This is a genomic window from Mucilaginibacter sp. MD40 (assembly GCF_002288635.1).
In the GTDB taxonomy this organism is placed as follows: domain Bacteria; phylum Bacteroidota; class Bacteroidia; order Sphingobacteriales; family Sphingobacteriaceae; genus Mucilaginibacter.
Genome location: NZ_NRSW01000001.1, coordinates 1,358,924 through 1,385,555, shown reverse-complemented (window position 1 = coordinate 1,385,555; position 26,632 = coordinate 1,358,924). Strand labels below are relative to the sequence as shown.

The following is a 26,632-nucleotide window of genomic DNA, read 5'->3' as shown; positions in this document are numbered from 1 at the left end:
ATGTTTTTTAATGCTTATCCCAATTGATCTTCCTCGAAAAATACATGAGCAACGCTACGATGATAAACAAGGCAATACTACCGATCATTAACGCGAGGTCTTCTAACTGAATGATCACGAAAATGAATACGTATATGATAGACAGAATTACCGCAAACAGCGCGGCAGCGGTTTTATTTTTAAGTAACGATGCGATGAATACCGACACCAGCCCTATAGTAGCTATTGAAGCGATGATGTAAGCCAGATTATACCCCATTTGCTCGGAGAAAGAAAGCAGCAGCGTATAGTAGATCACCAGGGCCGCACCTATCAAGGCGTAATTAAACGGATGTATCCTTTGCTTGCGGATAACCTCTGTTAAAAAGAGCGAAATAAAAGTGAGCAACACAATAAGAATGGCGTATTTACTGGTGCGGGTGACCTTTTGGTACTGGTCTACCGGCAGGCGAAGCTTTAATCCGAAAGAAGCGTTAGCCAATTTACTCTCATCGGTAAGTAAATTATTATCAACTACCCATTGCTGCGGGTATGGGCGGTTATAGTAGAGCATCCGCCAGTTGGCCTTGAACCCGGCGCTATCCGTATGGCGTTCATCGGGCAGATAGCGGCCATCAAAGCTCGGCGTACTCCAGTTGCCTTTCACCAATACATCGGTAGTTTTACCCAAATGCATAAAATGAAGTTCCTGGCTGCCTTTAAGGTCAAGCGTAAAATCAAAGGCGAAGCCGGCTGCCTTTACTGTACCCAAATTTATGTTGGCCTGTAACCCGTTGTTAAAAACCGGGTGGGCAGTAAAGGTAGGCTCAGCACTGAGGTGCTGCCCTGCCGCGTTGATGACCGGGTTATTCTTTAAACCTTTAAGATCGGATATGCTAAACTCTAAACGGGCTTTTTCCCACAATAGCTGGTCGGGTGTTAGGAAAAGCGCGGCCAGATCGGGCCTGGCAAAGGTACCGCTAACTTTAACCTGCGTATTGTAAACCACCGCGTCAAACATGCCCCTGTGCAACTGGTCTGCTTTTACGGCGGCATCCATCTTCAGGTGCTCGGGCAGCAGATAAAGGTTTTCAGTTATCTCTTTAGTGATCTCCTTCTTATCACCGTCAATAGCCTTTGCAAAGCGTTTGTAGGGCACTACCAGTACGGGGCCTTTAATGGTTTGGTCGCCCGACCAGCTATCGGCTATCTCTTTTACTACTGCCGACTGCCTTGACGAGCGCTCAAATATCAGGTCATTTATTAAGGCTGATGGTATCAGCAGCACCAATATTAAAAAGCCAATAAATACCAGTTTAATAGTAACCGACTCCTGGAGCCAGTTCATAAATCCTCTGAATGCGGATGGTTGTTGTTCGTTAATCATATCTAAAAAGTACTTTGTATTTCAAAGTTAATAGGCAAAAAAATATAGCTTTCCCTATTTCTGCTGTTTTATAATTTGTTCCAATGCATCCAAATGCTGCTTAAAGGCAAGTTTACCCTGTTCGCTGGCTGCGTAGTTGGTATTGGGCTTGCGCCCTAAAAATGCTTTATGCACGGTAATATATTGTTCTTTCTCTAAAGCTTTAAGGTGCGATGCCAGGTTACCGTCGGTAACGTCCAGCAGCTCTTTAAGCGAGTTAAAGTCGTAACGCTCGTTCACCACCAGGATGCTCATAATCTGGAGCCTCAGGCGGTTCTCAAACGCTTTGTCGAGTTTTTCAAATGGAAGTTTCACCGGTCGTATTTAAAGTACATCACGCTGCCGTAAACAATATGCAGCAAACCAAACCCAATTACCCAAAAAATTAAGCCGTAGCCCGGCATAATAGCGGCCAGCAAACCTAACAATATATCAGAGATACCTAAATAGTGAATATCCTTAAAAGTGATGCTGCTGGCATTGATTAAAGCCAATCCATAAAAAATGAGCGACGCCGGGGCTACCACGCCGAAGTATCCGCGCCAAATGAGTATCAATATCAACGCCCCGCCGGTAAACAACGGCACGCACATGTTGTACAATAACTGCCTGCTGGTACGCCCCCAAACGCTTTGGCCTTTTTGCCTGGCTTTGCGTATGGTTAATATAATGCCCGTAGTAACGGATGCTACTAAAACACCTAAAGCAATACCTATAAGCTTCATCAACCGCTCCGGCGAAGCCGGAACATTTTCAATCACATAATCGCGGTAGCTAAAGAAACCGCCTGTACCATAAACAATGGTATAAGCCCATACCGCGCCTATTAACGCGTAAATACCCGCCAGCACACCGCTAAGGCCGCTCAGCGAGATGAATTTTGAGGAACGCTCCATCATGCTGCGGATAGAGGTCAGGTCGTTTTGGATATCGCTTTCTTTCACTTAAAAGTACTTTGATATTCAAAGTAAATAATTAAAAAGATAGCTTCCAAATAAAATGTATTAAAATTTAAACCTGTATAGCCGCCTTCACCAAGTAAGGTAATATCTCTTTCTGGAAAGACACAAAATTCTTGCGCACATCGCTATCGCTTACTGAGGTAAACGCGAAGCTGAACACGATATTTTTGCTGCATTTGATGAGGAAACGGATGCGTTGCTGGTAATTTTGGCCGGACTGTGCCCCTACGCCCTGGGTAAAGGAATGTACCAGGAGTTCTTCCAATTCGTTAGAGAGGTTTTTTAAAAATTCCTGCGAGTTGGTGCTTTCGCGGATAAAATCCCAGCCGATGAATTCATTACAAACGGTGTAGGAAAGGCGGCAGGTTTTCATGATGAGGTTGCTGAGGTGGCTCTCCTCATCCAGTTCGTTCGAATTGGCTATCAGTTCGTCAACACTTACCTGTATATAGTCCATCAGCAGCACATGCAATACGTCTTCCTTGCTGTTAAAGTATTTGTAAATAGTGGCTTTGGCTATTTTGGCGCGTTTGGCAATTTCGTTTACACTTGTTTTATGGTACCCGAATTTACGGAACAGATCCTGCGCTGCGCGCTTAATGCTTTCTTTAATTTTATCGGCTTCCATTAATCAGTTTGAAACAAATATCTCAAATTGCGTGGTATTTACAAGATAAGCACGCAGATATTTGGTGGCAGGCGCCTTAACAGGCCCACCATCTTCCAGCGAAAATTTGGACCCGCTGCAAGGGTCGGTAACGGTGATGCCGTTGGTATCAATATTTACCGCGCATTGTTTTTCGGGCTGATAGCTGCTGCAACGATCATATGAGGCGTAGCTGCCATCAATGCGTCTATAAATAATAATACCCGCTACCCCAACTCCCGATATAGTCACCGCGCCACCTGGTGCGTTAAGCGCCTGTACCCTTGGGTCGGTTTTCGGTATCCGGAAGTTTACCGGCACGCTGGGCACTACGCTACCGGTTTTAGCGCACGCGCATAGCAGCATGCTCAATAAAACCGGTAGCAGTAAACGCCTCATGTTATATAATATCCGTTTGGAACTGTTTAAGGAAACGCACATCGTTTTCAGAGAACAGGCGCAGGTCGCGGATCACATACTTGAGGTTGGTGATACGCTCTATACCCATACCAAAGGCAAAGCCGGTGTATTTTTTACTGTCGATACCGCAATTTTCCAATACGTTAGGGTCAACCATACCGCAACCCAAAATTTCTACCCAGCCGGTGTATTTACACATGTTACATCCATCACCTTTACAAATGGTGCAGGAGATATCCATCTCTGCCGACGGCTCTGTGAACGGAAAATACGACGGGCGGAAACGCACTTTGGTACCCTCGCCATAAAGCTCCTGCACAAAGTGGAAAAGCGTTTGCTTCAGATCAGCAAAGGAAACATTCTCATCCACATATAAACCCTCTACCTGGTGGAAGAAGCAATGCGCACGGGCGGATATGGCCTCGTTACGGTAAACGCGGCCAGGCATAATGGCACGGAACGGCGGTTTACCGTTCTCCATCATACGTACCTGTACCGATGAGGTGTGGGTACGCAGGGCGATATCGTCGCTGCCATCACCTTTGCGGATGAAGAAGGTATCCTGCATATCGCGCGCCGGGTGTTCCTGCGGGAAGTTAAGCGCCGAAAAGTTATGCCAGTCGTCCTCAATCTCCGGGCCTTCGGCCACTACGAAACCTAAACGTTTAAAGATATCAATGATCTCGTTACGTACCAATGACAGCGGGTGGCGCGAACCAACCTCAAAGCCATCGCCGGGTAAAGTAAGGTCGAGCCCTAAGTCCTGGGTTTTAGCGCCTGAGTCTAAACTTTCTTTCAGTTCGGCATATTTACCTTCGGCCATTTGCTTAAACTGGTTAAGCACCTTGCCGAAAACACGCTTTTCTTCAGGGCCGACGGTTTTAAACTCTTCAAAAAGGTCTTTTATCAAACCCTTGGTGCCTAAATACTTTATGCGGAAGGCCTCCAGTTCGTCGGCGTTAGCCGGCGAAAAAGCTAGAATATCGGCCGTATACTGATCTATTTTCTCTTGCATTATGCAGCTTTCAAAAAATGTAATTACAAATATAACACGTAATTATTTAAGAACCCCTAACTCCTTACCTACTTTGGTAAAGGCGGCAATGGCTTTATCCAGGTGGTGTACATCATGCGCGGCAGAAATTTGCACACGTATACGCGCCTTGCCCTGCGGTACTACCGGATAGTAAAAACCGATCACATAAATACCTTCGTCCAGCATTTTGGCGGCAAACTCCTGTGCCAGCTTGGCATCATAAAGCATTACCGGTACTATGGGGTGTACGCCCGGTTTAATATCAAAACCTGCCGCGGTCATTTTCTCGCGGAAATATTTGGTATTGCTTTCCAGTTTATCGCGCAGGTCGGTGGTTTCGCTCAGCATATCCAGTACGGCAATAGACGCACCGGTAATAGCCGGGGCCAAAGTGTTACTGAACAGATATGGCCTTGAACGCTGGCGCAGCATATCAATGATCTCTTTACGGCCGGAGGTAAACCCACCCGACGCGCCACCCAAAGCTTTACCCAACGTACCGGTAATAATATCTATCTTACCCATTACATTGTGGTGCTCATGCGTGCCCCTGCCGGTTTTTCCCATAAAGCCGCTGCAATGGCTTTCGTCTATCATCACCAGGGCGTTGTACTGCTCGGCCAGCGCGCAAATTTTATCCAACTGCGCTATGGTGCCATCCATAGAGAAAGCGCCATCGGTAACAATAATACGGTGGCGCAGTTCCTGTGTAGCTTTCAGCTTTTCTTCCAGGTCGGCCATATCATCGTGTTTATAGCGGTGGCGCTGTGCCTTGCAAAGGCGCACCCCATCAATAATAGAAGCGTGATTCAGCTCGTCGGAGATGATGGCGTCCTGCTCATTAAACAGAGGTTCAAAAACACCACCGTTGGCATCAAAAGCCGCGGCATAAAGTATGGTATCTTCCGTACCTAAAAACTCGGCTATCTTTTGTTCCAGTTGTTTGTGAATATCCTGCGTACCGCAAATGAACCTCACTGATGACAAGCCGTAGCCGTGCGTATCCATGGCATCTTTAGCAGCCTGTACCACTTTGGCGTTGCCGGATAAGCCCAGGTAATTATTAGCGCAAAAGTTAATTACTTCTTTACCGCCCTGCACTGTAATATCGGCACCCTGGGGTGAGGTAATGATACGTTCCTTTTTGTATAGGCCTGCCGCTTCAATGTCAGCAAGTTCTTTTTGTAAAACCGGTTGCAGTGTATTGTACATGTTATTTTGTTTAAAGCCGTAAAATTAGGAATTAACAAGCAATTGAACTTTACCATGGCAACATTTTATATTTATATAGCGCAAAACAAACATTTAACACTTATTTTATATTATGTAGGAAAATTTCCCATGATAAGATACTTACTAATACTGTTACTCAGCACTGTTGGCATGGCTGCTACCGCGCAGCAGTATATGCTTACAGGCTACATAACCGGCTCAAAAGGCGAGCGTGTATCTTTTACGTCGGTATATATACGTAACTCTACCTACGGCACAACGGCTAATGAACAGGGCCGCTACCAGTTTAAGCTGGAGCCTGGCAACTATAACATTGTTTACCGGTATGTGGGCTACCGCGAAAAAATGGTGCCTGTTACCATTACCAACCATGATGAAACCCTGAACGTACAACTGGAAGACGAGATATTTAGCCGTGAGGACACCGCTGCCTATAACCGTAAAACAGACCGTGGCATGGCTATTATGCGCCAGGTACTGGCCAACCGCGAACGGCACATGAACGAGTTTAAAACCTACACCTGCCAGGTATACATTAAGGGCGAACAGCGTTTAACCAAAGCACCCAAATCATTAATGAGCAGCCCGGTGATCAAACAGCTCGATTTAGATTCGGCCGGCCGTGGTATACTTTACCAGTCGGAGTCGATATCTGAATTTAACCTGCAACGGCCCGATAAGTTCAAGGAGATCACCATCGCGTCTAAAAATACCGGTGGCAGCCCGGCATTCAGCTACAACAAAGCTTCAGATCTGCAGTTGAACATCTATCAGAACATCTTTTACATAGAGGGTTTGCGCAGCCGCGGCTTCGTATCGCCGGTGGCCGATAACGCCTTTAAATATTATCGCTACCGCCTTACCGGTACTACCGTATCTAACAACCGCACCATTCACAAAATTGCCATATTGCCCAAAGCCAAACATTCCTCAACATTCAGGGGCTATTTATACATAGTGGATGGCGACTGGCGCATCTACAGCGCGGATATTTATTTAACGCAGGAAAACGATAACATCAACCTTATAGATACCCTGTCTATCAGCCAGCAATACATCCCGGTTAAGGATAGCGTATGGCTGCCGGCATCTATCCAGTACAATTACCAGGGAGCTGTACTGGGCTTTAAATTCGCCGGTTATTATTTAGGCATTTATAACAATTATAAAATAGACCAAACCTTCCCCGATGGCTTTTTTAACGGCGAAGTACTTAAGGTTGATACCGCTGCCAACAGCAAATCATCAGCCTACTGGAACGAGGTACGCCCGGTACCACTAACCCCGCAGGAGTTTCGTGACTACCGCAAAAAGGATAGCATATTTACCCTGCAGCACTCCGATCCTTATCTGGATTCGTTACAGCGCGCCAATAACAAATTCAGTCCGTTAAGCTATACCATATTTGGCTACGAGGCCAAAAACCGCCGCACCAAAGAATCGTTCAGCCTGCCGCCGCTGTACCGCAGCGTATTTTACAACACGGTTGAGGGTTGGGGGATAGACCTGCCGGTTACCTACACCAAAAAGTTTGATAACCTTAAATATTACAGCATTACCCCATCTTTCCATTATGGGTTTTCGAGCAAGCTGGTAAGCCCCAGCGTGCATGCCGAGTATTTGTTTGACCCGCTTAAGCGCGGCCGCATATTTACCAATTTCGGTGCCGAAGTAATGGACCTGAACAACGTGGGCACCCGTTCGCTTTGGTTCAATACGCTTAGCTCGCTGCTGTATGAGAACAACTATGTAAAGTATTACCGCAACCAGTACGCCAACTTTGGTTACGAGCGCGAACTGGCGAACGGTATTTTGTGGACTTCGAGCCTCGAATACTCTAAACGCAGGCAGCTGTACAACACCTCGTTCCAGCATATTTTTAATTCAAACGCCAAGGAGTACACCTCCAATAACCCGCTTGCGCCTGACGCGCCTGCTGATGACCGCTCGTTTCTTTTTCCCGAGCATAACGCTTTAACCTTTAAAACAGCGCTGGAGTTTACTTTTGGCCAGCGTTACCTTACCAGGCCGGATGGGCGTACCATTATGCCTTCGCGCTACCCAAAGGTGGTACTTAACTACCGCAAGGGCATTAACAACGTGTTTGGGTCTGATGTAAATTATGATTTTGTATCATTAGATATTAGCCAGGACCACATACAGATGGGTTTAACAGGTTATTCGTCGTTCAAAATATCAGCCGGCGATTTCCTCAATCGCAAAACGCTGTATTTTATGGATTACAATCACTTCCTGGGTAACCAGGGTTTAACGTTCGACCCTACGTACATCGGCAGCTTCCACTTTTTACCATTCTACCAGTTCAGCTCAAACGATGCCTATCTTGAAGCACACTATCAGCACAACTTCGCCGGGGCATTCTTTAGCCGCATACCGTTCTTACGCAAGTTGAAGATAGAGGAGATCATCGGGGCCAACTATCTAACAGAAAAGAACAACCCTAACTACTCCGAATTTTATGTGGGTATCCAACGCCTGTTCTTCCGGGTTGATTATGGTATCTCATTCGCGGGTGATAAAAAATATATCCAGGGGTTCAGGATATTTTACGGGATCCGTTAAAGGCTGAAAGGTTAAAGGTGAAGGGTAAAAGGATCAAAATATTACAGAAACGTTTTGCCTTTTACCTTTCACCAAAAAACCTTAATTTTGCGGCTCATTTAACACTGTTTGCAGCAGTATCGATGATCTTATGGCAAAGTATAACACCCTACTGTACTATTGTTATTCAACAATAGAGAACGGCGAGCAATTTGCAGCCGACCATTTAAATTTTTGTAAAGAACTGGGGCTAACCGGCCGCATCATTGTTGCCGATGAAGGTTTGAACGGCACGGTATCCGGCACGCCCGAAGCTTGCCAGGCCTATATGGACGCTGTATTGGCCGATGAACGTTTCGCTAAAACCGATTTCAAGGTGGATGAGGTGGATGAGCCTTCGTTTGTAAAAATGCACGTTCGCTACAAATCAGAGATCGTACACTCCGGCCTGCGCGACCCTAACATTATTGACCCCAAGCAACGTACCGGTATACACCTGGAGCCCAAAGAGTTCATGGAAATGAAGGACCGCGACGATGTGGTGGTGCTGGATGTGCGTTCCAACTACGAGCACTCCCTGGGTAAATTCAAGAACGCCGTAACACTGGATATTGAGAACTTCCGCGATTTCCCGGCCATGATCAACGAACTGGCCAAGTATAAAGATAAAAAGATACTCACTTATTGCACCGGCGGTATCAAGTGCGAAAAGGCTTCCGCTTTGTTATTGCACGAAGGTTTTAAAAACGTTTACCAGTTGCATGGCGGTATCATCAAATATGGCAAGGAAGCCGGCGGGAAAGATTTTGAGGGCAAATGTTATGTGTTTGATAATCGCCTGTCGGTTGATGTTAACAGCGTAAACCCGGTGGTGATATCTACCTGCCGCAACTGCGGTAAAACTACGCCAAAAATGATCAATTGCGCCAACCCGGAGTGCAACGAGCACTTTACGCAGTGCGATGAGTGCGGCGAAGCAATGGAAGGCTGCTGCAGCGATGCCTGCAAGGCACACCCGCGTAAACGTGTATACGACGGCACCGGCTACTATGTAAAAGTGCCGCAACCGGTTAACGTAACTAAAAAAGCAAGGCCCAACTTGCCGAATAAATATTTTTTATACAAAAGCAGGGCTGCCGCTAAAACGGCGGCCCTGCTTTTTTTATAGGCTTTAAAACTTACTTTTGTTACGTAAACCCATAAGTATTTATGCTTAAACGCATCTGGTTTTCTTGCGCCATTTTGCTGGTAAACTTATTAGCCGTTGCCGCCGATATTAAAAGCGTGGGGGTACCGTATGTACAAAATTACACCAAGTTCCAGTACCAGTCGGGCAACCAGAACTGGTCTATCACCCGCGACGAGCATGGCGTAATGTATTTTGGGAACGAGGGGCTGCTATCGTTTGACGGGCGCTACTGGCAGCTTAACCGTATGCCCAATGGCTTAATTGTACGCGCTGTAGCTGCCGACGGTAAGGGCCGCATATACGCGGGTGGCTTTGGCGAGTTTGGTTACTGGCAGGCCAATGAAAGGGGCTTTCTTAAATACCACAGCCTTACGCCGCTCATACCTAAAAACTCGTGGCCACTTAAAGAGGAGATCTGGAAAATATATATAGATCATGACCAGGTGCTGTTCCAGGCGTTTGGGGCCATTTACCGTTACACCAATGGCCGCATTAGCGTCATTAAGCCGCAAAAGCCTTTCCTGTTCCTGTTCCGGACCGGTAAAAGATATTTTGCCGAAGAAATCGGCTCCGGCCTATTCGAACTAAAGGATAACCGCCTCAGCTACATCAACGGCAGCGACAAATTAGGCAGCAGGGTACTGGCTATACTGCCGTATGGCAACGAAAAACTGCTGATAGGTACCGCCCAGAACGGGCTGTTCATTTACGATGGGCAAACCATTACTCCATGGCAAAACCAGGCAAATGATTTTTTAAAGAACTACCAGCTCAATAACGGCGTGGTGGTTGCCGGTAAATACTATGCCTTTGGCACTATCCTTAACGGCATAGTGGTGATTGACGGCGCCGGTAATGTGGTACAGCATGTAAACAAGGCCAGCGGGCTGCAGAACAATACCGTGCTAAGCCTTTATACCGACAGTGAACAAAACCTATGGGCAGGGCTGGATAATGGCATAGACCGTATTGAGCTAAACTCGCCACTCAATTTTTATTTTGATAAAACGGGACGGTTTGGTACCGTTTATTCCAGTATCATCTTCGGCAACAAAATATACCTGGGTACCAACCAGGGGCTTTTTTACAGCGACTGGCAGCCCGGGAATGCCACCAGCCTGATGCAGCCTTTTGATTTTAAGCTTATCCCCGGCTCACAGGGCCAGGTGTGGGAACTATCCATGCATGACGGGCGCCTGCTATGCAGCCATAATGATGGCACCTTCCAGGTAAACGGTAACACCATTGCCAAAATTTCATCACTTGCCGGCGGCTGGACCATTAAAAAACTAAACGACAGCCTGCTGATACAGGGCTGCTACACCGGCCTTATCATTTACCGTAAGGATGCCGCCGGGAACTGGGTACTCAATAACAAGGTGGAAGGGTTTATCGAGCCTTCGCGCCTGCTGGAGCAGGACAGTAAAGGCCATATCTGGGTGAGCCACGCCTACAAGGGTATTTACAAGGTAACCCTCTCTGCCGACAGGAAACGCGCCGTTGCACAAAAATATTACGATAAGCGCTCCGGTCTGCCGGATAGTTATAACATCGGCGTTTTCAACCTTGATGACCGCATTGTTTTTTCGTCAGACTCGGGCTTTTATGTATATGATGATATTACCGACCATTTTTACAAATACCAGCAGCTCAATAAAAAGCTGCATACGTTTTCGTCATCAAACAAGATCATCGCGGCCATAGGGCATAAATACTGGTTTATTAACCATGGCCGGGTAGCTTTGGCCAACCTCTCAGTGCCGGGTAAGCTGAGTATCGACTCGAACCGCTTTAGCATGCTGAACGGCCAAATGGTGCAGAACTATGAGAACATCAGCCTCATTAACAACCGTATCTACCTCATTAGTATTGATGACGGCTTTGTAATACTGGACGACAGGGATGCCGTTGGCGACAATAAACAAGCCTTACCCGACGTATTGGTGCGCAAGGTAGAGAACATTACCAACAACACGGCCACCATCAGCGAAATGGGCGCCAATGCCGATATTACCTTGCCCTACAGCGAAAACAACATTCGCATTTCCTTTTCGCTGCCTTACTACAAGCAGGCTAAAATACGTTACCAGTATTACCTCGAAGGCTACTCCAGGCATTGGAGCGAGTGGGGCCCGCAAACACAAAAAGAGTTTACCAACCTTGGTGCCGGCAGCTATCAGTTTAAGGTACGCGCCAAAATTAACGACCAGAATATCTCGGGCATCACTACTTTCAACTTTGAGATAGCGGCCCCCTGGTATGCAGGCAAGGCGGCTATAGTTTGCTATGTCCTATTAGCTATCGCGCTGTATTACCTCATCAGGTATTACTATCGCCGTAAATTGTTGCGCCACCAGCAGGAGATACAGCATCGCATGAAAAAGGAACAGGAAGAGATACTACGCCAGAAAGCCGCCGCCAATGAACAGCATATCATTACCATTAAGAACGAACAGTTACAGGCGGACCTGGCCAGCAAGAGCCGCGAACTGGCCAACTCTGCCATGAATATTGTTTACAAGAATGAACTGCTGCAAAAGATAAGCGACGAGATCAATAACTTTAAAGACAGCAGCGGCAAAAAACTTTCGGAAGATCAGCTTAAAAAGATCCGCAAGACGATTGATGAAGGCATGACCGACGACCGCGACTGGAACGTTTTTGAGAACAGCTTTAACGAAGCGCACGAGAATTTCTTTAAAAAACTCAAACACCAGCACCCCGACCTGGTGCCCAATGACTTGAAGCTTTGTGCCTACCTGCGCATGAACATGAGCAGTAAAGAGATGGCCTCACTGCTCAACATTTCTTTGCGCGGCGTAGAGATACGCCGTTACAGGCTGCGTAAGAAGCTCAATTTACCACATGATAAGAACCTTACCGAGTTTTTATTAGAGCTTTAACACTACATCATTACCTCTCACAGGCTGTTATTACGGTGCGGTATATTTAAAAAGTAATGTAGTATGTATTTTTTACACTAAGTAATTTTATCTTACTGATTATCATATGCTTATATTTTTGGCCTATCCTTTTTGAGAAAGCGCTTAAAACATGATGTATAAATGTAGAGTTATATTATTTGTACACTAAAAAGTATCTGTGCAATTTCGAACCCTGTACAAAACCAATCAACCCAAGTATTATAAACTTATTTATCCACTATGAAGAGAATTTATACAATCTCGGGGTTACTCCTATTGTTTACTTTTTTCTCAACTGCGCTGTTTGCACAAAACGTTACCGTAAAAGGTAAGGTTACCGATGCTAAAACCGGCGAAACGCTTATCGGCGTTACAGTTGGCGTTAAAGGTACCACCACCGGGGCCCAAACAGATGCCAATGGCAATTATTCATTAAGCGTAGCCTCAAACGCTACCATAACCGTATCTTATATTGGCTATACCAGCGTTGACGTTCCGGTAAACGGCCGCACTACGATAGATGTTAAATTACAAAGCGCCACCAATGAGTTACAGGGCGTAGTAGTAATAGGTTACGGTACCCAGCGTAAGGTGGATGTTACCGGTTCTATCGCTACCGTTAAAGGTGCTGATGTAGCCAAGCAAGCCTCTCCTAACGCCATCAGCGGCTTACAGGGTAAGGTTGCAGGTGTACAAATTGTAAACGCCGGCGCGCCGGGCTCAACACCGGATATTACCATACGTGGTTTAGGTACCATTTATGGTAACACTAAACCACTGTTTGTGGTTGATGGTGTTTGGTATGATAACATCGACTTCCTTAATCCGCAGGATATCGAAAGCTTCAGCGTTTTAAAAGACGCTTCAAGTACTGCTATCTACGGTATACGTGCGGCTAACGGTGTGGTTTTAATTACCACTAAACGCGGCGCTAAAGGCAAGCCGGTTATCAACTATAACGGCTTTGTGGGTATACAATCGGTAACCAACCAGGTAAAAATGGCTAACGGTACACAGTATGCTACCGCAGTGAATGAACTATCTGCACTTAATGGCGGCCAGCCTATTTTAGCTAACCCATCAAGCTATGGAACAGGCACCAACTGGTATAAAGAGGAACTGCGCAAAGCCTTTATGCAAAGCCACCAGGCATCAGTAAGCGGTGGTACCGATGCGTACACCTACAATTACTCTTTTGGTTACCTTAACCAGGATGGTATTGTAAAAAGCAACAACTACGAGCGTTTCACCCTGCACTTATCAAATGATTTTAAAGTTGGCAAGGCACTTAAACTGGGTTATACCGCCAGCGGCATTTCTGATAATTCAAAAGATGTAAGCGGCGATATCTTCCACCAGCTTTACGCGGCGGCACCTATCATCCCGGTTAAAAACCCTGATGGTACTTATGGTGACCCTAACCCACTTGGCCTTGGTGATGGTAACAATTTTAACCCGCAGGCTACTATTGATTATTTTAACCAGCGTACCAAAAATAAGCGCTTTACTTACAGCGCTTACGGCGAGGTGAGCTTCCTTAAACACTTTAAATTTAAAACCAGCTTCGGCGGTGATGTTAGCCAGCGCGAGGTAAGGGCCTTCACCCCTATTTACCAGGCTACCTTCAAACAGTTCAGCCAGAAAACCAACCTGAACGTTGACCATACCGAAGTACGCAACTGGATATGGGAAAACACCTTAACTTACGATGTACAGGTGAAAGACCACAGGCTTACCGCCCTGTTAGGTTACAGTGCATTACAAAACAAAACCCGCCAGCTAAACGCGCAGCGCGACAATGTACCTTACACCGCCAGCGGCAACCTGTACAACTCTTTCCCGGCAGATTCTGTAGCTACTTACCTGGCTACGCCGGGCAGCCAGATCTATACCCGTGCGCTGTCACAGTTCGCTCGTGTGAACTATGCTTACAAAGACAAATATTTGCTGAATGCTTCTATCCGTCGTGACGGTGCTTCTCAGTTCTATGGCGATCATACCTATGGCTATTTCCCATCAGTAGGTGCCGGCTGGGTAGTTACCAATGAGGATTTCATGAAAGACCAAAAGGTATTCAGTAACTTAAAGCTTCGCGGTAGTTGGGGTAAAGTAGGTAACTCGGTAGTGCCTATCAACCCATCGGTACAGGTGATCGCTTCAGACCCATACCTAACCGCTATTTTCGGTAACCCTCCGGCGGTTTATCCTGGTGCAAGCGTTAACACCGTAGTACCACCTTCTATTGTTTGGGAAAAAACTGTTTCGTCTGACTTTGGTTTTGAAGCAGGCTTCCTTGATAACAAGCTGAGCATAGAGGCCGATTACTACAACCGTGAAACACAGGACGCTATTTTCGCTATCCCGGTAGCCGGTTCGTTAGGTACGGTTAACAGTTCTATCATCGGCAACCAGGCCAATATTCGCAACCGCGGTTTCGAGTTCCTGGCGACCTGGAGAGATAAAGGTTCTGAGGATTTCTCTTACAGCATCAGCGCTAACCTGGGTATCAACAACAACAAAGTATTAAACGTAATTACCGGTAACAACCCTATCTACCAGGGTGGCGATGGTATTGCCAACGGTTCGCTGGCAACACGTACAGTGCAGGGCCAGCCTATCGGCCAGTTCTATGGCTATAAGGTAATAGGTATATTCCAAACAGCTGCTGATGTAGCCAAAGGCAAACAACCTAACGCGGCTCCGGGCGACTTTATTTACCAGGACACCAATGGCGATGGTAAAATTGACGGTAACGACAGGGTAGCTTTAGGTAGCCCGCTGCCTAAATACAACTTTGGCTTAAACACCTCGTTCAACTACAAACGCTTTGACCTTGCTTTAGATTTCCAGGGTGTGGCTGCTGTAAGTGTGTATAACGCTAACATCGCTTACCGCTTTGGTAACGAGAACTTCACTGCCGATTTTTACAACAATCGCTGGAATGGCCCCGGTACATCAAATACCTACCCATCAGTTAACGTAGGTAAAACAGACAACGCCAAACCAAACTCTTTCTACGTAGAAAGTGGCTCATACGTAAGGTTACGTAACGCGCAGTTAGGCTATACCTTCCCTGGCACGGCGCTTACTAAATTAGGGGTATCTAAAGTACGCCTCTACCTTAACGCGCAAAACGCGGTTAACATTTTTGGCTACAAAGGTTTCTCGCCAGAAATTGGCGGCGGTGTAGGCAGCCGTGGTATAGATGCTAATGTATACCCACTGTATGCTATTTACAACTTTGGTGTTAATGTTACTTTTTAATGGATAAGAAGATGAATAACAATAAAAAAACATTCATGCATAAGGCATTTATCTTAGGCCTTATCGCATCGGCTATATCGGTACAGAGCTGTAAAAAAAGCTTCCTGAATATTGATCCTGCCCAAAATACGGCAGCTACCCAGTTCTTTAAAACACAGGACGATGCTACCAAGGCGGTAAACGCCATGTATGCTAACCTGCACGAGTGGAACAACATCGCTTTCGCGCCTATCGCTGTGGAAAGTATGGGGTCTGATGATGTGGAGAAAGGCAGCAGCGCCAGCGATGCTACCTTCTTTAACAACTACCATAACTTTACCGTTACGGCTGATGAAGGCCAGTTAGGCGGCTTTTACAAAGGCCAGTACCAGAACATCAACTTCGCCAACCAGATCCTGACCAACGTGCCGGGCATCAGCATGGACGAAACCCTTAAGAACCGTTACCTGGCCGAAGCCAAGTTCATCAGGGCATATTCTTACTTCAGGCTGGTAAGGGCATTTGGCGATGTGCCATTGCGCTTAACCCTGCCAAAAGACGCGTCAGAATACAACCTGCCGCGCACATCAAAAGACCAGGTATGGGCGCAGATTGAAAAAGACCTGACCGAGGCCGCGGCAGTTTTGCCACAAACCTATTCGTCAGTTGATGTAGGCCATGCTACCAAAGGCGCCGCATTAACGCTGCACGCCAAAGTCGCGCTTTACCAGAAAAAATGGGCTGATGTAGTCAACTACACCAACCAGGTAATGGGCATGGGTTACTCGTTGTTCCCTAACTACGAGCAAATGTTCCGTACTACACATAAGAACAACCAGGAATCTATTTTTGAGATACAGAACCAGTTGATCCCTAACAACCCTGATGCATCTAACTCACAGTACTCACAGGTACAGGGCGTACGTGGTTCAGTAGGTGGTGGCTGGGGCTTTAACGTGCCAAGCCAGAACCTGGCCGACTCATATGAAACCGGCGACCCTCGTCGTGACGCTACCATTATTTTCCGTGGTGAAACTACTCCGGAGGGTGACGCGATACCGGCACAGGGCGATAACCCCATGTACAACCAAAAATCATACGTACCTTTTAGCCTGTATGTATCGGGCTTTAACGAAGGCGCACAGCAAAACAAAATTGTATTGCGCTACGCCGATGTATTGCTGATGAACGCCGAAGCTAATAACGAGTTAGGCAACTCGGCTGCGGCACTGGTACCGCTTGAGCAGGTGCGCGCACGTGCCCGTGCAGGCAACAACGCTATACTGCCTCCGGTGACTACTACCGTTCAGTCAGATCTTCGTGCGGCTATCTACAAAGAGAGAAGATCAGAATTCGCGATGGAGTTTGATCGTTATTTTGATGTGATCCGTCAGGGCCGTGGTACCGAGGTATTTGGTGTACGCGGATGGAAAGCAGGCAAAAACGAGGTTTGGCCTATCCCGCAAACTGAAATTGATATTAGCGGTGGTACATTAACCCAAAACCCGGGTTATTAATAATACCCATAAATTTACAGGGCTGTTGCCCAACATTTGATTTGAGTATGGGCTGCCGGTTTAACTGGCAGCCTTTTTTCTGACCGGCCATCTAAAAAAGTGATGATCAAACACAGTTGGAAAACTTTGATGCTTGTTTTGCTGGCCTTGCAGCTATCCTGCAAAAGCAATAAATCTCAGGCTCCCCTGCCGGTTAAACCCGGAGGGATCGACTCCACGGATAAGTTCCCGAGGATAACCGATGAGCAACTGCTTGACCTGGTGCAGAAACAAACCGTTAAATATTTCTATGACTTCGCCCACCCGGTGAGCGGCCTGGCACGTGAACGCAATACCTCCGGCGATGTGGTGACTACCGGCGGTTCGGGCTTTGGTATCATGGCATTAATAGCCGCGGTTGACCGTGGTTTTATCAGTCGCGCCGATGGCCTGGCGCGGATGCAAAAAATGGTCGCCTTCCTAAAGAATAAGGCGGTTACTTTTCATGGCGCCTTCCCGCATTGGTTAAACGGCGCTACAGGAGCCGTGCAACCCTTCAGCGAGCAGGATAACGGCGCCGACCTGGTAGAAACATCCTTCTTAATGGAGGGCTTGCTAACCGCAAGGCAGTATTTTAATATTACATCGGCAGATGAAACCAACCTGCGGAACGACATTAACATCCTTTGGGGCGCCGTAGAGTGGGACTGGTTCAGGCAAAACGGGCAAAACGCGCTATACTGGCACTGGAGCCCGGACAAAGGCTGGGCCATTAACCTAAAGATACAAGGCTGGAACGAAGGCCTCATGGCTTATGTATTAGCCGCCTCATCACCCACACACAGCATCCCCAAAACAGTTTACGACCAGGGCTGGGCCTCAAACGGCGCTATGCGCAACGGTTCAACTTATTACAATACACAACTACCACTGGGGCCGGCGCTTGGCGGCCCGCTGTTCCTTAGTCATTACTCCTTTTTAGGCATTAACCCAACAGGCTTAAGCGACGCTTACGCGAACTATGAGCAGCAAAACATAGCGCACAGCCAGATCAACAACCGCTATTGCATCGCCAACCCTAAACAATACAAGGGCTACAGTGCCGATTGCTGGGGGCTTACCGCGAGCGATATAGAAAGTGGATATGCAGCCAGCTCACCCACTAACGATGTAGGGGTAATAGCGCCTACCGCGGCTATTTCCTCACTGCCTTACACACCTGCCGAGTCTATGCGGGCGCTGCGCTTTTTTTACTACAAGCTTGGCGATAAACTCTGGGGGCAATATGGCTTCTATGACGCTTTTGACCTTACCAAAGGTTGGGTAGCGAACTCCTACCTCGCTATTGACCAGGGGCCAATTGTAGTGATGATAGAGAACTACCGCAGCCAGCTGCTCTGGAAATTGTTTATGAGCTGCCCGGAAATAAAAACCGGCATGAAAAACCTGGGCTTTACAAGTCCTTCTTTACCATAATTAAAATTTTACCATGAAATACAAATTAATTTTACCCATACTACTGCTCACTACATTGAGCGTATCGGCGCAAAAAAAGGCTCCGGCAACGGAGGCCATCAAACCGGTTGGCATCATCAAAAACCTTAGCGACAGCGCCCTGCTGGATGTGGTGCAACGCCAAACCTTCCGCTACTTTTGGGACTTTGGCCACCCGGTAAGCGGCATGGCACGCGAGCGCAGTAACAAATCATTTGATTATGGCGACGAGGTAGTTACCACCGGCGGCACCGGCTTTGGCGTTATGGCGCTCATAGCGGCAGATCACCGTAAATTCATCACACACGAGCAGGCCGTTAACCGTATGCTCAAGATCGTTAATTTCCTGTACAAGGCTAAGGCTTACCACGGGGCTTTCCCGCATTGGATGAATGGCGCTACCGGCGAAACCATCCCCTTTGGCCGCCGCGATGACGGGGCTGACATTGTGGAAACGGCCTATCTTTTCCAGGGCCTTTTATGTGCCCGCCAGTATTTTACGGCTGATAACCCGCAGGAAAGCCGTATACGCGGTGTAATTAACTCGCTCTGGGGCGAACTGGAGTGGAACTGGTTTACCCGTGATGGCCGCGACAATATTTACTGGCACTGGAGCCCTAATTATGGCTGGGCCATGAACTTCCCTATCCGCGGCTTTAACGAGTGTTTGATCACCTATATCCTTGCCGCATCGTCAGACCGTTACCCGGTTGGCGCCAATGTGTACCACGGCGGTTGGGCGCAAAGCGATTTCTTTAAGAACGGGCACACCTATTATGGGTACAAGCTGCCGCTGGGCTTTGCCTACGGCGGTCCGCTTTTCTTTTCGCAGTATTCCTTCCTCGGCCTTAACCCCAAAGGGCTAAAGGACCGCTATGCCGACTACTGGGAGCAGAACCTCAACCACACCCTCATTAACCGTGCTTATTGTATTGATAATCCTAAAAAATATAAAGGTTACGGCGAGAACTGCTGGGGCTTAACCGCGAGCGACAATTACGAAGGCTACAATGCCCATGCGCCGGATAATGATCTCGGTGTCATCACTCCTACGGCAGCGCTATCGGCATTCGCTTATACGCCTGAATATTCCATGAAGGCGCTGCGCCACTTTTATTATGACCTGGGCGATAAGATATGGGGCGAATATGGTTTTACCGATGCTTTCAGCGAATCGCATAACTGGTATGCCAAATCATACCTGGCTATTGACCAGGGGCCTATCATCGTGATGATAGAGAACCACCGCAGCGGCCTGCTCTGGAAATTATTCATGAGCTGCCCCGAGATACAGAACGGGCTGGATAAACTGGGTTTCACCAGCACCGCCATCGCTAAAAAGTAGATAAAAAGCGGCCCGGTAATGGTAACATTTTATCCGGGCTGTTAAATATTTTAGGAATATTTAGATAGAAAGGCTTTAATTTACGTTAAGTATATCTTAACCACCTGTACAAATCTATCTGAATGAACATCAAAAAAATTAAATTCATAGCCATGCTGGGTATTATATGCCTGGCATGGCCTTTTTATACCCGGGCGCAAGTAAAGAAAGATCTCTCGGCTTTTGACAAGGGCACTTACGCCAGCAAAACGGATACCCTGCCCTACCGCATCCTTTTTCCGCGCCATTTTGATCCTAAAATGAAATACCCCTTGCTGGTTATCCTGCACGGAGCCGGTGAGCGCGGCAACGATAACACCGCCCAGCTGGCCTATGGCACGGAGATGTTATTGAATGATACCATACGTGATAAATACCCGGCTATTGTAGTTTTACCGCAATGCCCTAAGGACAGCTATTGGAGCAACGTAAAAATTGATAAGGATGCCAATGGTAAACGCATCTTCAACTTCCAGGAAGGCGGCGAGCCTACCAGGGCTATGAGCGCGCTGCTCGGATTGGTTGATCAGTTCCTGGATAAACCTTATGTAAACAAAAAGCAGGTGTATGTGGGCGGCCTTTCAATGGGTGGCATGGGCACGCTTGAACTATTGCGCCGCAAGCCCAAAGTGTTTGCAGCCGCTTTTGCGATCTGTGGTGGCGATAATACCAACAATGTACCCAGGTACGCCAAAAGGGTACCGCTATGGATATTCCATGGCGCTAACGACAGTGTGGTACCGCCCGATCATTCGGAAGTGGTGGTAGCCGCTTTAAAAGAAGCCGGCGCGCAGCCCCGTTATACCGTTTACCCCAACACCGACCATAACAGCTGGGACAAGGCCTTTGCCGAACCGGATCTGATACCCTGGTTATTCTCTAATAAGAAATAACAAAAGCGGCCCTTATGAGGGGCCGCTTTTGTTATGATGTAGGCTATATAGCGCTAAAATATCTCTTCTGACGTCGCGGTGGTATCGGAGTTACCATCATTATTGGTTACATGCGTATCCTCGTTAGAAGCTGTTTCGGGTTCGCTTTCGCTCAGTTCCGTTTCAGTGGCTTCAGGCAGTGGAGTTACGTCGTCGTTATTGGTTACTTTATCGGCTTCATCGGCGTTAGTTATCGCCCCCTCACCAGCCTGTTTAGCTTTAGGATCGGGGCTGATATTTTGCTTTGGGGTATCATTTTTAGGTGCAGAACTTTCAGGCGGATTCATCATCTTCTCTTTTTTATAACAACAGGTACGGTTAGCCGTTGTTTTCAACTTCGTTACGTACAAGCCCACAAAAAAAGCCGGGCGCATACGCCCGGCCTTCAACATAGTTTATAATTGGTTATTGGTTCCGTTTGAGAATGATTACCTGGTATAGCGGTTAATAATATCAATAATTACCTTGTTCTCCTGCAATTGCGGCAGGTAATCAAACAGGATATAGTGCTTTTCAGGGTCGGTAGCCAGGGCTATCTCCAGTTGGTTCAGCGCTTCGTTGTATTCCCCTTTGGCAAAAAGGTAAGCTACCATGCGGTAGTATAGCTCGGCCGCGTCGGGGTTGTTTTTGATAGCTTCGGCAATTACCTCAATAGCATCAAACAAACGCTGCTGCTCATACATGATAGAGGAGTAATCCAGCCAGGCATCCACATCCAGCGGGTTAAGCTCTACCACCTTTTCGTAGGCATGTTCCGCCTCGGGCAGGTGTCCCAGTTTGTACTCCGCATCGGCAATGGCAAACCAGTAGTCGGCATTGGCGATATCCAGGTCAAGCGCTTTTTTGTAAAAATGCAGCGCCTCAAAGTAGCGTTCCTCAAAATCAAGCGTTACCCCTATGCCAAACCAGGCATCGGCCAGCTTAGGATCCATCTTAACCGACTTCTTGTAAAAGGAGCGCGCCTCATCCATCTGCTCCAGCTTTTCGTAACATTCGCCAATAGCGCAATAGGTATCGGCATTGGGCTGTTCGTACTCAAAAGTCTGGCGGTAAACCTCAATCGCTTCAGCATATTTCTCCAGGTTAACCAGCGCGTTACCTTTGTTGAAATAGGCTGACGCGAAGCTGTCCTTGATCAGTATGGCATAATCGTAAGCGTCTATCGCTTTCTCAAACAGGCCAAGCTTGGTAAAGGCATTACCCAGGTTATACCACGCGGCATAGCTGTAAGGTTCATTATCAATATACTGCTGGTAAAACTGAACGCTTTCCTGCTGGTTATCCATCACATCGTAACAAAAAGCCAGTTCGTAAAGGGCGTCCTGGTTTTCCATATTCTGTTTCAGGCACAGCTTAAGATAGGTGATGGCTGTATCGTAGTCGCCCATGTTTTGGTAAACGTAGGCAATGTGCAGCAATATCTCGTCGGTTTCCTCGGCCAGGTCAAGCGCTTTTTCATAATTTTCAAGCGCCTCGGCATTACGTTCCATGCTTTCGTAAAGGTTACCCCTTATGATATAGATATCAGCATCGCTGGCTTCCAGCATGGCGGCTTTATCCAACGCGGCAAAAGCCTCATCGGGGCGGCTCATCACCACCAGCAGCTGCGCCTGCTTTACCAGGAATACCGACGCGAACGGGTGCTGGTTACGGGCATACTCTGATACCTGCAGCGCCTTAGCCGGGTCGTTCTTTTCTATGTAGTAGTCGATAATGTTCTCAAACGCCTGCGCGTCAAAAAAGTACTGATCATGATTTCGAATCATCTCTTCGTACCGCTCCACCGAAAACTTTGGATCTTCGGTAAAACCAAATTCAAATTCTTCTTCCATTCAAGTTTATTTAAGAGAACACTATTCTTACCGTTACAGGCGCCTGCCTTTATCCGGTTAAACACAAGTTCAAATTACAATAATAAGGTTCTATAAGGCAATTAAGTTTTCAACATACACACATTATTAACAGGTGTTAATTTTAAATAGCTGATAATAAATGCGAAGCGTTTATAACGGCAAAAGGTGAGTTGATAATAATTGCCTTAAAGATTTTACCTTTGACAAAAGTACCAATTATGAGTTTACCTATCAAAGATATCCTGAAGCATTTACATATTAACGACATTAACCCCGCTTTTAGTACAGGCAACACTTGGGGGAACGGCGCTGACAATCAACTGAAAGACATCCACTCTCCGGTTGACGGCCAGCGCATATCCGCCGTTTATTTTGCCGGCGAAAGCGAGTACAACCAGGTAATTGATACCGCTGCCAAAGCTTTTAAAACCTGGCGCATGGTGCCCGCCCCCAAACGCGGCGAAATTGTGCGGCAGATAGGCGAACAATTACGCGCCAACAAAGAACAACTGGGCACCCTGGTATCATACGAAATGGGAAAAAGCCTGCAGGAGGGTTACGGCGAGGTGCAGGAAATGATCGACATCTGCGATTTTGCCGTTGGCCTGAGCCGCCAACTATACGGCCTTACCATGCACAGCGAGCGGCCCGAGCACCGCATGTATGAGCAGTACCATCCGCTGGGCATTGTGGGTATTATTTCGGCCTTTAACTTCCCGGTTGCGGTTTGGAGCTGGAACGCCATGCTGGCCTGGGTATGCGGCGATGTATGTGTATGGAAACCATCGGAAAAAACGCCGCTGACCGCTATTGCCTGTCAGCGGATCGCGCAACAGGTTTTTGAGCGTAACGGCATTGAAGATGGCGTAAGCTGCCTGATAATTGGCGACCGTAACATTGGCGAATTGATGAGTAATGATACACGCGTACCACTGATATCGGCCACAGGATCAATCCGCATGGGTAAAGCCGTAGCCGCTGCGGTGGGCGCCCGCCTGGGCAGGAGCCTTTTAGAGCTGGGCGGCAACAATGCCATTATCATTACCGAAAATGCCGACCTCGACATGGCCCTCATTGGCGCTGTATTTGGCGCCGTAGGCACCGCCGGGCAACGTTGTACCAGCACACGCAGACTGATCATCCATGAAAGTATCTACGAGGCTTTTAAGCAAAAACTGGTGAGCGCTTACGGGCAGATAAAAATTGGCAACCCGCTGGACCAGCATAACCACATGGGCCCGCTGATTGATGCGGATGCCGTTGCCGCATATTTAGATTCTATAGCAAAATGTAAAGCCGAAGGCGGTAAATTTATTGTTGAAGGTGGCAAACTGGAAGGTGAGGCTTATGCTTCCGGCTGTTATGTTAAGCCCTGTATTGCCGAAGTGGAGAACCATTACAAAATTGTACAACACGAAACCTTCGCGCCGATCTTGTACCTCATGAAGTATACCGATATAGATGATGCCATTGTCATGCAAAACGATGTTCCGCAGGGTTTATCATCGGCTATTATGACCAATAGCCTGCGGGAAGCGGAGCGCTTCCTATCAGCGGCAGGGTCCGATTGTGGTATAGCCAACGTAAACATAGGCACCTCGGGCGCAGAAATAGGCGGTGCCTTTGGCGGCGAAAAAGAAACCGGCGGTGGCCGCGAATCAGGCTCTGACGCATGGAAAGTGTACATGCGCCGGCAAACCAATACTATAAACCATTCAAAAACGTTGCCTTTAGCGCAGGGTATTAAATTCGACCTTTAATCCGTCGGCTGAAGCCGACGGCAATGATGAAGTACAGGATTAAACAATGGCAATCCGTTGGCTGAAGCCGACGGCAATGATGGAGATAAAACAAATTCATTGCCGTCCCATTCATGGGACGGGCTACAAATAAACAATCCGTCGGCTAAAGCCGACGGCAATGATGGAGATAAAACAAAATTCATTGCCGTCCCATTCATGGGACGGATACAGGAATAAAAACAATCCGTCGGCTGAAGCCAACGGCAATGATAGAGATAAAACAAAATTCATTGCCGTCCCATTCATGGGACGGATACAGGAATAAAAACAATCCGTTGGCTGGCCGACGGCAATGTTGGAGATAAAACAAATTCATTGCCGTCCCATTCATGGGACGGATACAGGAATAAAAACAGATAAAAAAGAACAATTTTTAATATGCACAAAATCTGCAAAACCATTACCGGCGCGGTACTTAGCGCGGCCTTATTAATAAACTTAAACGCCAGCGCTCAGGTTGCGCCAAAGGCTCCTGCCGAACTGCCAAAGAACTGGCACCTGATGGACCTCAAAACCGATGGTTATTTCGGTATCAGTTTAAACCAGGCTTACCAGTTCCTGAAAGGCAAAAAGAGCAAACCGGTAGTAATCGCTACTATTGACAGCGGTATTGATACCGCACAGGCCGACCTTAAACCCGTGCTATGGGTGAACACCAAAGAGATACCCGGCAATGGTATTGACGACGACAAGAACGGATACGTTGATGATGTACACGGCTGGGATTTTTTAGGCGGCCCCGGCGGCAAATGCGATTTCACCGAAACTACCGAAGAGGTGCGTGAATACAACCGTTTAAAACCGAAATACGAAAACCTTACCTCGGCCCCTGCCGGCAGCGAAAAAGAATTTGCCTACTGGGAAAAGGTAAAATTGATCCATAACCAAACGGTTACCAAATCATCAGAAGAACTGAAGCAATTGCAGCCGATACTGAACGCGCTGATGGCTACCAGCGGCTATGTGAAACGTGCGCTTAACCTTAAAGCTGATGGCACCTTCAAAAAGGGCGACCTGGCCAAAATAACTACCAGCAATGATACCATCTCACAAAGCAAGAATGTTTGGCAGTCGGTTTTTGAGCAGGAAGGCGGCAACGAAACCAATGCCAAGATCATTAACGACCTGAGCGAATACTTGCAAAAACTGAATAACGATGTAAACCCCGACCTGGATGCCCGCAAACGTATTGTTGGCGACGACCCTAACGTACAGGACGGAAAACCCTATGGTAACAACCTGCTTAAATTCGCTGATGCAGAACACGGCACAGGCGTAGCGGGTTTAATAGGCGCGGTACGCAACAACAAATACGGCATTGATGGCGTAGCGGATAATGTACGCATCATGGCCATTAAAGCGGTACCTAACGGGGATGAATACGATAAAGACATTGCCAACGCTATACGTTACGCGGTAGATAACGGCGCACGTGTGATTAACATGAGCTTTGGTAAAAAACTATCACCGCACAAAGCCTGGGTTGATGCTGCTTTTAAATATGCCGCCGATAAAAATGTACTCTTGGTGCAGGCAGCCGGTAACGATAACCAGGATGTAGATGCAAAACCGCAGTTCCCGAACGATACTTTTGAGGATGGCTCGGTAACCGACCTGGACAACGTGATCAGCGTGGGTGCTTCTGCCGCTAAAAAGGATGCTGAACTGGCCGGCTCATTCAGTAACTATGGTAAAAAGAACGTGGATATATTTGCGCCGGGCGTTAAAGTAACCTCTGTAAATATGGATACTGAATTTAACACTGCCGACGGAACCAGCTTCGCTTCGCCAATTACCGCGGGTGTTGCCGCCCTCATACTGGAATACTATCCAAAATTGAGCGCTAAACAGGTGAAGCAAGCCATCTTGGAATCAGCTGCACCTTTAACCGGTACTATGGTGTTAAAACCGGGCAGCAAAACTGAAAAGGTTGACTTCACTACCCTGTCTAAAACCGGTGGTATTGTAAACGCTTACCGCGCGGTGCTTATCGCTTCAAAAATGAAACCCGAATTAGCTAATTAATAAGCCATTATTCATAACAAGAACGC

19 protein-coding genes are annotated in these 26,632 nt (G+C 47.3%); 10 read left to right on the top strand and 9 right to left on the bottom strand.

The window, feature by feature from the left end; all coding sequences use genetic code 11:
* Positions 1 to 7: 7 nt before the first annotated feature.
* The 7 genes from creD to kbl form a co-directional block, all read right to left on the bottom strand.
* The gene (creD, locus tag CKK33_RS06185; protein WP_233138157.1) at positions 8 to 1,366 is read right to left on the bottom strand and encodes a cell envelope integrity protein CreD; all 1,359 of its coding nucleotides are present in this window, start codon (positions 1,364 to 1,366) and stop codon (positions 8 to 10) included.
* A gap of 54 nt (positions 1,367 to 1,420) precedes the next feature.
* Positions 1,421 to 1,720: a transcriptional regulator gene (locus CKK33_RS06180; RefSeq protein WP_233138156.1), complete on the bottom strand. Its 300-nt coding sequence runs from the start codon at positions 1,718 to 1,720 to the stop codon at positions 1,421 to 1,423.
* The gene (locus tag CKK33_RS06175) at positions 1,717 to 2,349 is read right to left on the bottom strand and encodes a hypothetical protein (RefSeq protein ID WP_198952448.1); all 633 of its coding nucleotides are present in this window, start codon (positions 2,347 to 2,349) and stop codon (positions 1,717 to 1,719) included. Before CKK33_RS06175 ends, CKK33_RS06180 begins: the two co-directional genes overlap by 4 nt.
* Before the next feature lie 67 nt (positions 2,350 to 2,416).
* Positions 2,417 to 2,995, bottom strand: coding sequence for a TetR/AcrR family transcriptional regulator (locus CKK33_RS06170; protein WP_095703268.1), 579 nt, complete (start codon positions 2,993 to 2,995; stop codon positions 2,417 to 2,419).
* 3 nt (positions 2,996 to 2,998) lie between these two features.
* Complete coding sequence (locus CKK33_RS06165) at positions 2,999 to 3,412, bottom strand: hypothetical protein (protein ID WP_095703267.1); 414 nt, start codon at positions 3,410 to 3,412, stop codon at positions 2,999 to 3,001.
* 1 nt (position 3,413) lies between these two features.
* The gene (gene pheS, locus CKK33_RS06160; RefSeq protein ID WP_198952447.1) at positions 3,414 to 4,448 is read right to left on the bottom strand and encodes a phenylalanine--tRNA ligase subunit alpha; all 1,035 of its coding nucleotides are present in this window, start codon (positions 4,446 to 4,448) and stop codon (positions 3,414 to 3,416) included.
* A 42-nt stretch (positions 4,449 to 4,490) separates the two neighbouring features.
* Positions 4,491 to 5,681: a glycine C-acetyltransferase gene (gene kbl / locus CKK33_RS06155; protein WP_095703265.1), complete on the bottom strand. Its 1,191-nt coding sequence runs from the start codon at positions 5,679 to 5,681 to the stop codon at positions 4,491 to 4,493.
* A 129-nt stretch (positions 5,682 to 5,810) separates the two neighbouring features.
* Between kbl and CKK33_RS06150 the strand changes: the two genes are divergently transcribed.
* The 8 genes from CKK33_RS06150 to CKK33_RS06115 all read left to right on the top strand — a co-directional run bounded on the left by CKK33_RS06150 (position 5,811) and on the right by CKK33_RS06115 (position 20,887).
* Entirely contained in the window at positions 5,811 to 8,285 is a 2,475-nt protein-coding gene (locus tag CKK33_RS06150) for a DUF5686 family protein (RefSeq protein WP_158223402.1), read from the top strand.
* A 130-nt stretch (positions 8,286 to 8,415) separates the two neighbouring features.
* Positions 8,416 to 9,432: a rhodanese-related sulfurtransferase gene (locus tag CKK33_RS06145; RefSeq protein WP_095703263.1), complete on the top strand. Its 1,017-nt coding sequence runs from the start codon at positions 8,416 to 8,418 to the stop codon at positions 9,430 to 9,432.
* Between the two features lie 41 nt (positions 9,433 to 9,473).
* A complete protein-coding gene (locus CKK33_RS06140; RefSeq protein WP_095703262.1) occupies positions 9,474 to 12,356 on the top strand; it encodes a triple tyrosine motif-containing protein in 2,883 nt (960 codons plus the stop codon).
* 261 nt (positions 12,357 to 12,617) lie between these two features.
* Positions 12,618 to 15,641 (top strand): TonB-dependent receptor, encoded by a 3,024-nt coding sequence (locus CKK33_RS06135; protein WP_095703261.1) that lies wholly within the window; start codon positions 12,618 to 12,620, stop codon positions 15,639 to 15,641.
* Positions 15,642 to 15,652: 11 nt separating this feature from the next.
* Positions 15,653 to 17,137 carry a RagB/SusD family nutrient uptake outer membrane protein gene (locus tag CKK33_RS06130; protein ID WP_095705769.1) on the top strand — a complete coding sequence of 495 codons (1,485 nt, stop codon included), beginning with the start codon at positions 15,653 to 15,655 and terminating at the stop codon, positions 17,135 to 17,137.
* Between the two features lie 102 nt (positions 17,138 to 17,239).
* Positions 17,240 to 18,592 carry a glucoamylase family protein gene (locus tag CKK33_RS06125; protein WP_095703260.1) on the top strand — a complete coding sequence of 451 codons (1,353 nt, stop codon included), beginning with the start codon at positions 17,240 to 17,242 and terminating at the stop codon, positions 18,590 to 18,592.
* A gap of 13 nt (positions 18,593 to 18,605) precedes the next feature.
* Positions 18,606 to 19,955, top strand: a complete 1,350-nt coding sequence (locus CKK33_RS06120; RefSeq protein WP_095703259.1) for a glucoamylase family protein — start codon at positions 18,606 to 18,608, stop codon at positions 19,953 to 19,955.
* A 122-nt stretch (positions 19,956 to 20,077) separates the two neighbouring features.
* On the top strand, positions 20,078 to 20,887 hold the full coding sequence (locus CKK33_RS06115; RefSeq protein WP_095703258.1) for a prolyl oligopeptidase family serine peptidase: 810 nt from the start codon (positions 20,078 to 20,080) through the stop codon (positions 20,885 to 20,887).
* Between the two features lie 53 nt (positions 20,888 to 20,940).
* Here CKK33_RS06115 and CKK33_RS06110 read toward each other — a convergent pair whose 3' ends face one another.
* A complete protein-coding gene (locus CKK33_RS06110; protein WP_095703257.1) occupies positions 20,941 to 21,318 on the bottom strand; it encodes a hypothetical protein in 378 nt (125 codons plus the stop codon).
* A gap of 36 nt (positions 21,319 to 21,354) precedes the next feature.
* Positions 21,355 to 22,758, bottom strand: coding sequence for a tetratricopeptide repeat protein (locus CKK33_RS06105; RefSeq protein ID WP_095703256.1), 1,404 nt, complete (start codon positions 22,756 to 22,758; stop codon positions 21,355 to 21,357).
* Between the two features lie 239 nt (positions 22,759 to 22,997).
* On the opposite strand from CKK33_RS06105, the gene CKK33_RS06100 reads away from it, so the two are divergent.
* Positions 22,998 to 24,539 carry an aldehyde dehydrogenase family protein gene (locus CKK33_RS06100; RefSeq protein ID WP_095703255.1) on the top strand — a complete coding sequence of 514 codons (1,542 nt, stop codon included), beginning with the start codon at positions 22,998 to 23,000 and terminating at the stop codon, positions 24,537 to 24,539.
* A 420-nt stretch (positions 24,540 to 24,959) separates the two neighbouring features.
* Complete coding sequence (locus tag CKK33_RS06095; RefSeq protein ID WP_095703254.1) at positions 24,960 to 26,606, top strand: S8 family serine peptidase; 1,647 nt, start codon at positions 24,960 to 24,962, stop codon at positions 26,604 to 26,606.
* Positions 26,607 to 26,632: the final 26 nt, after the last annotated feature.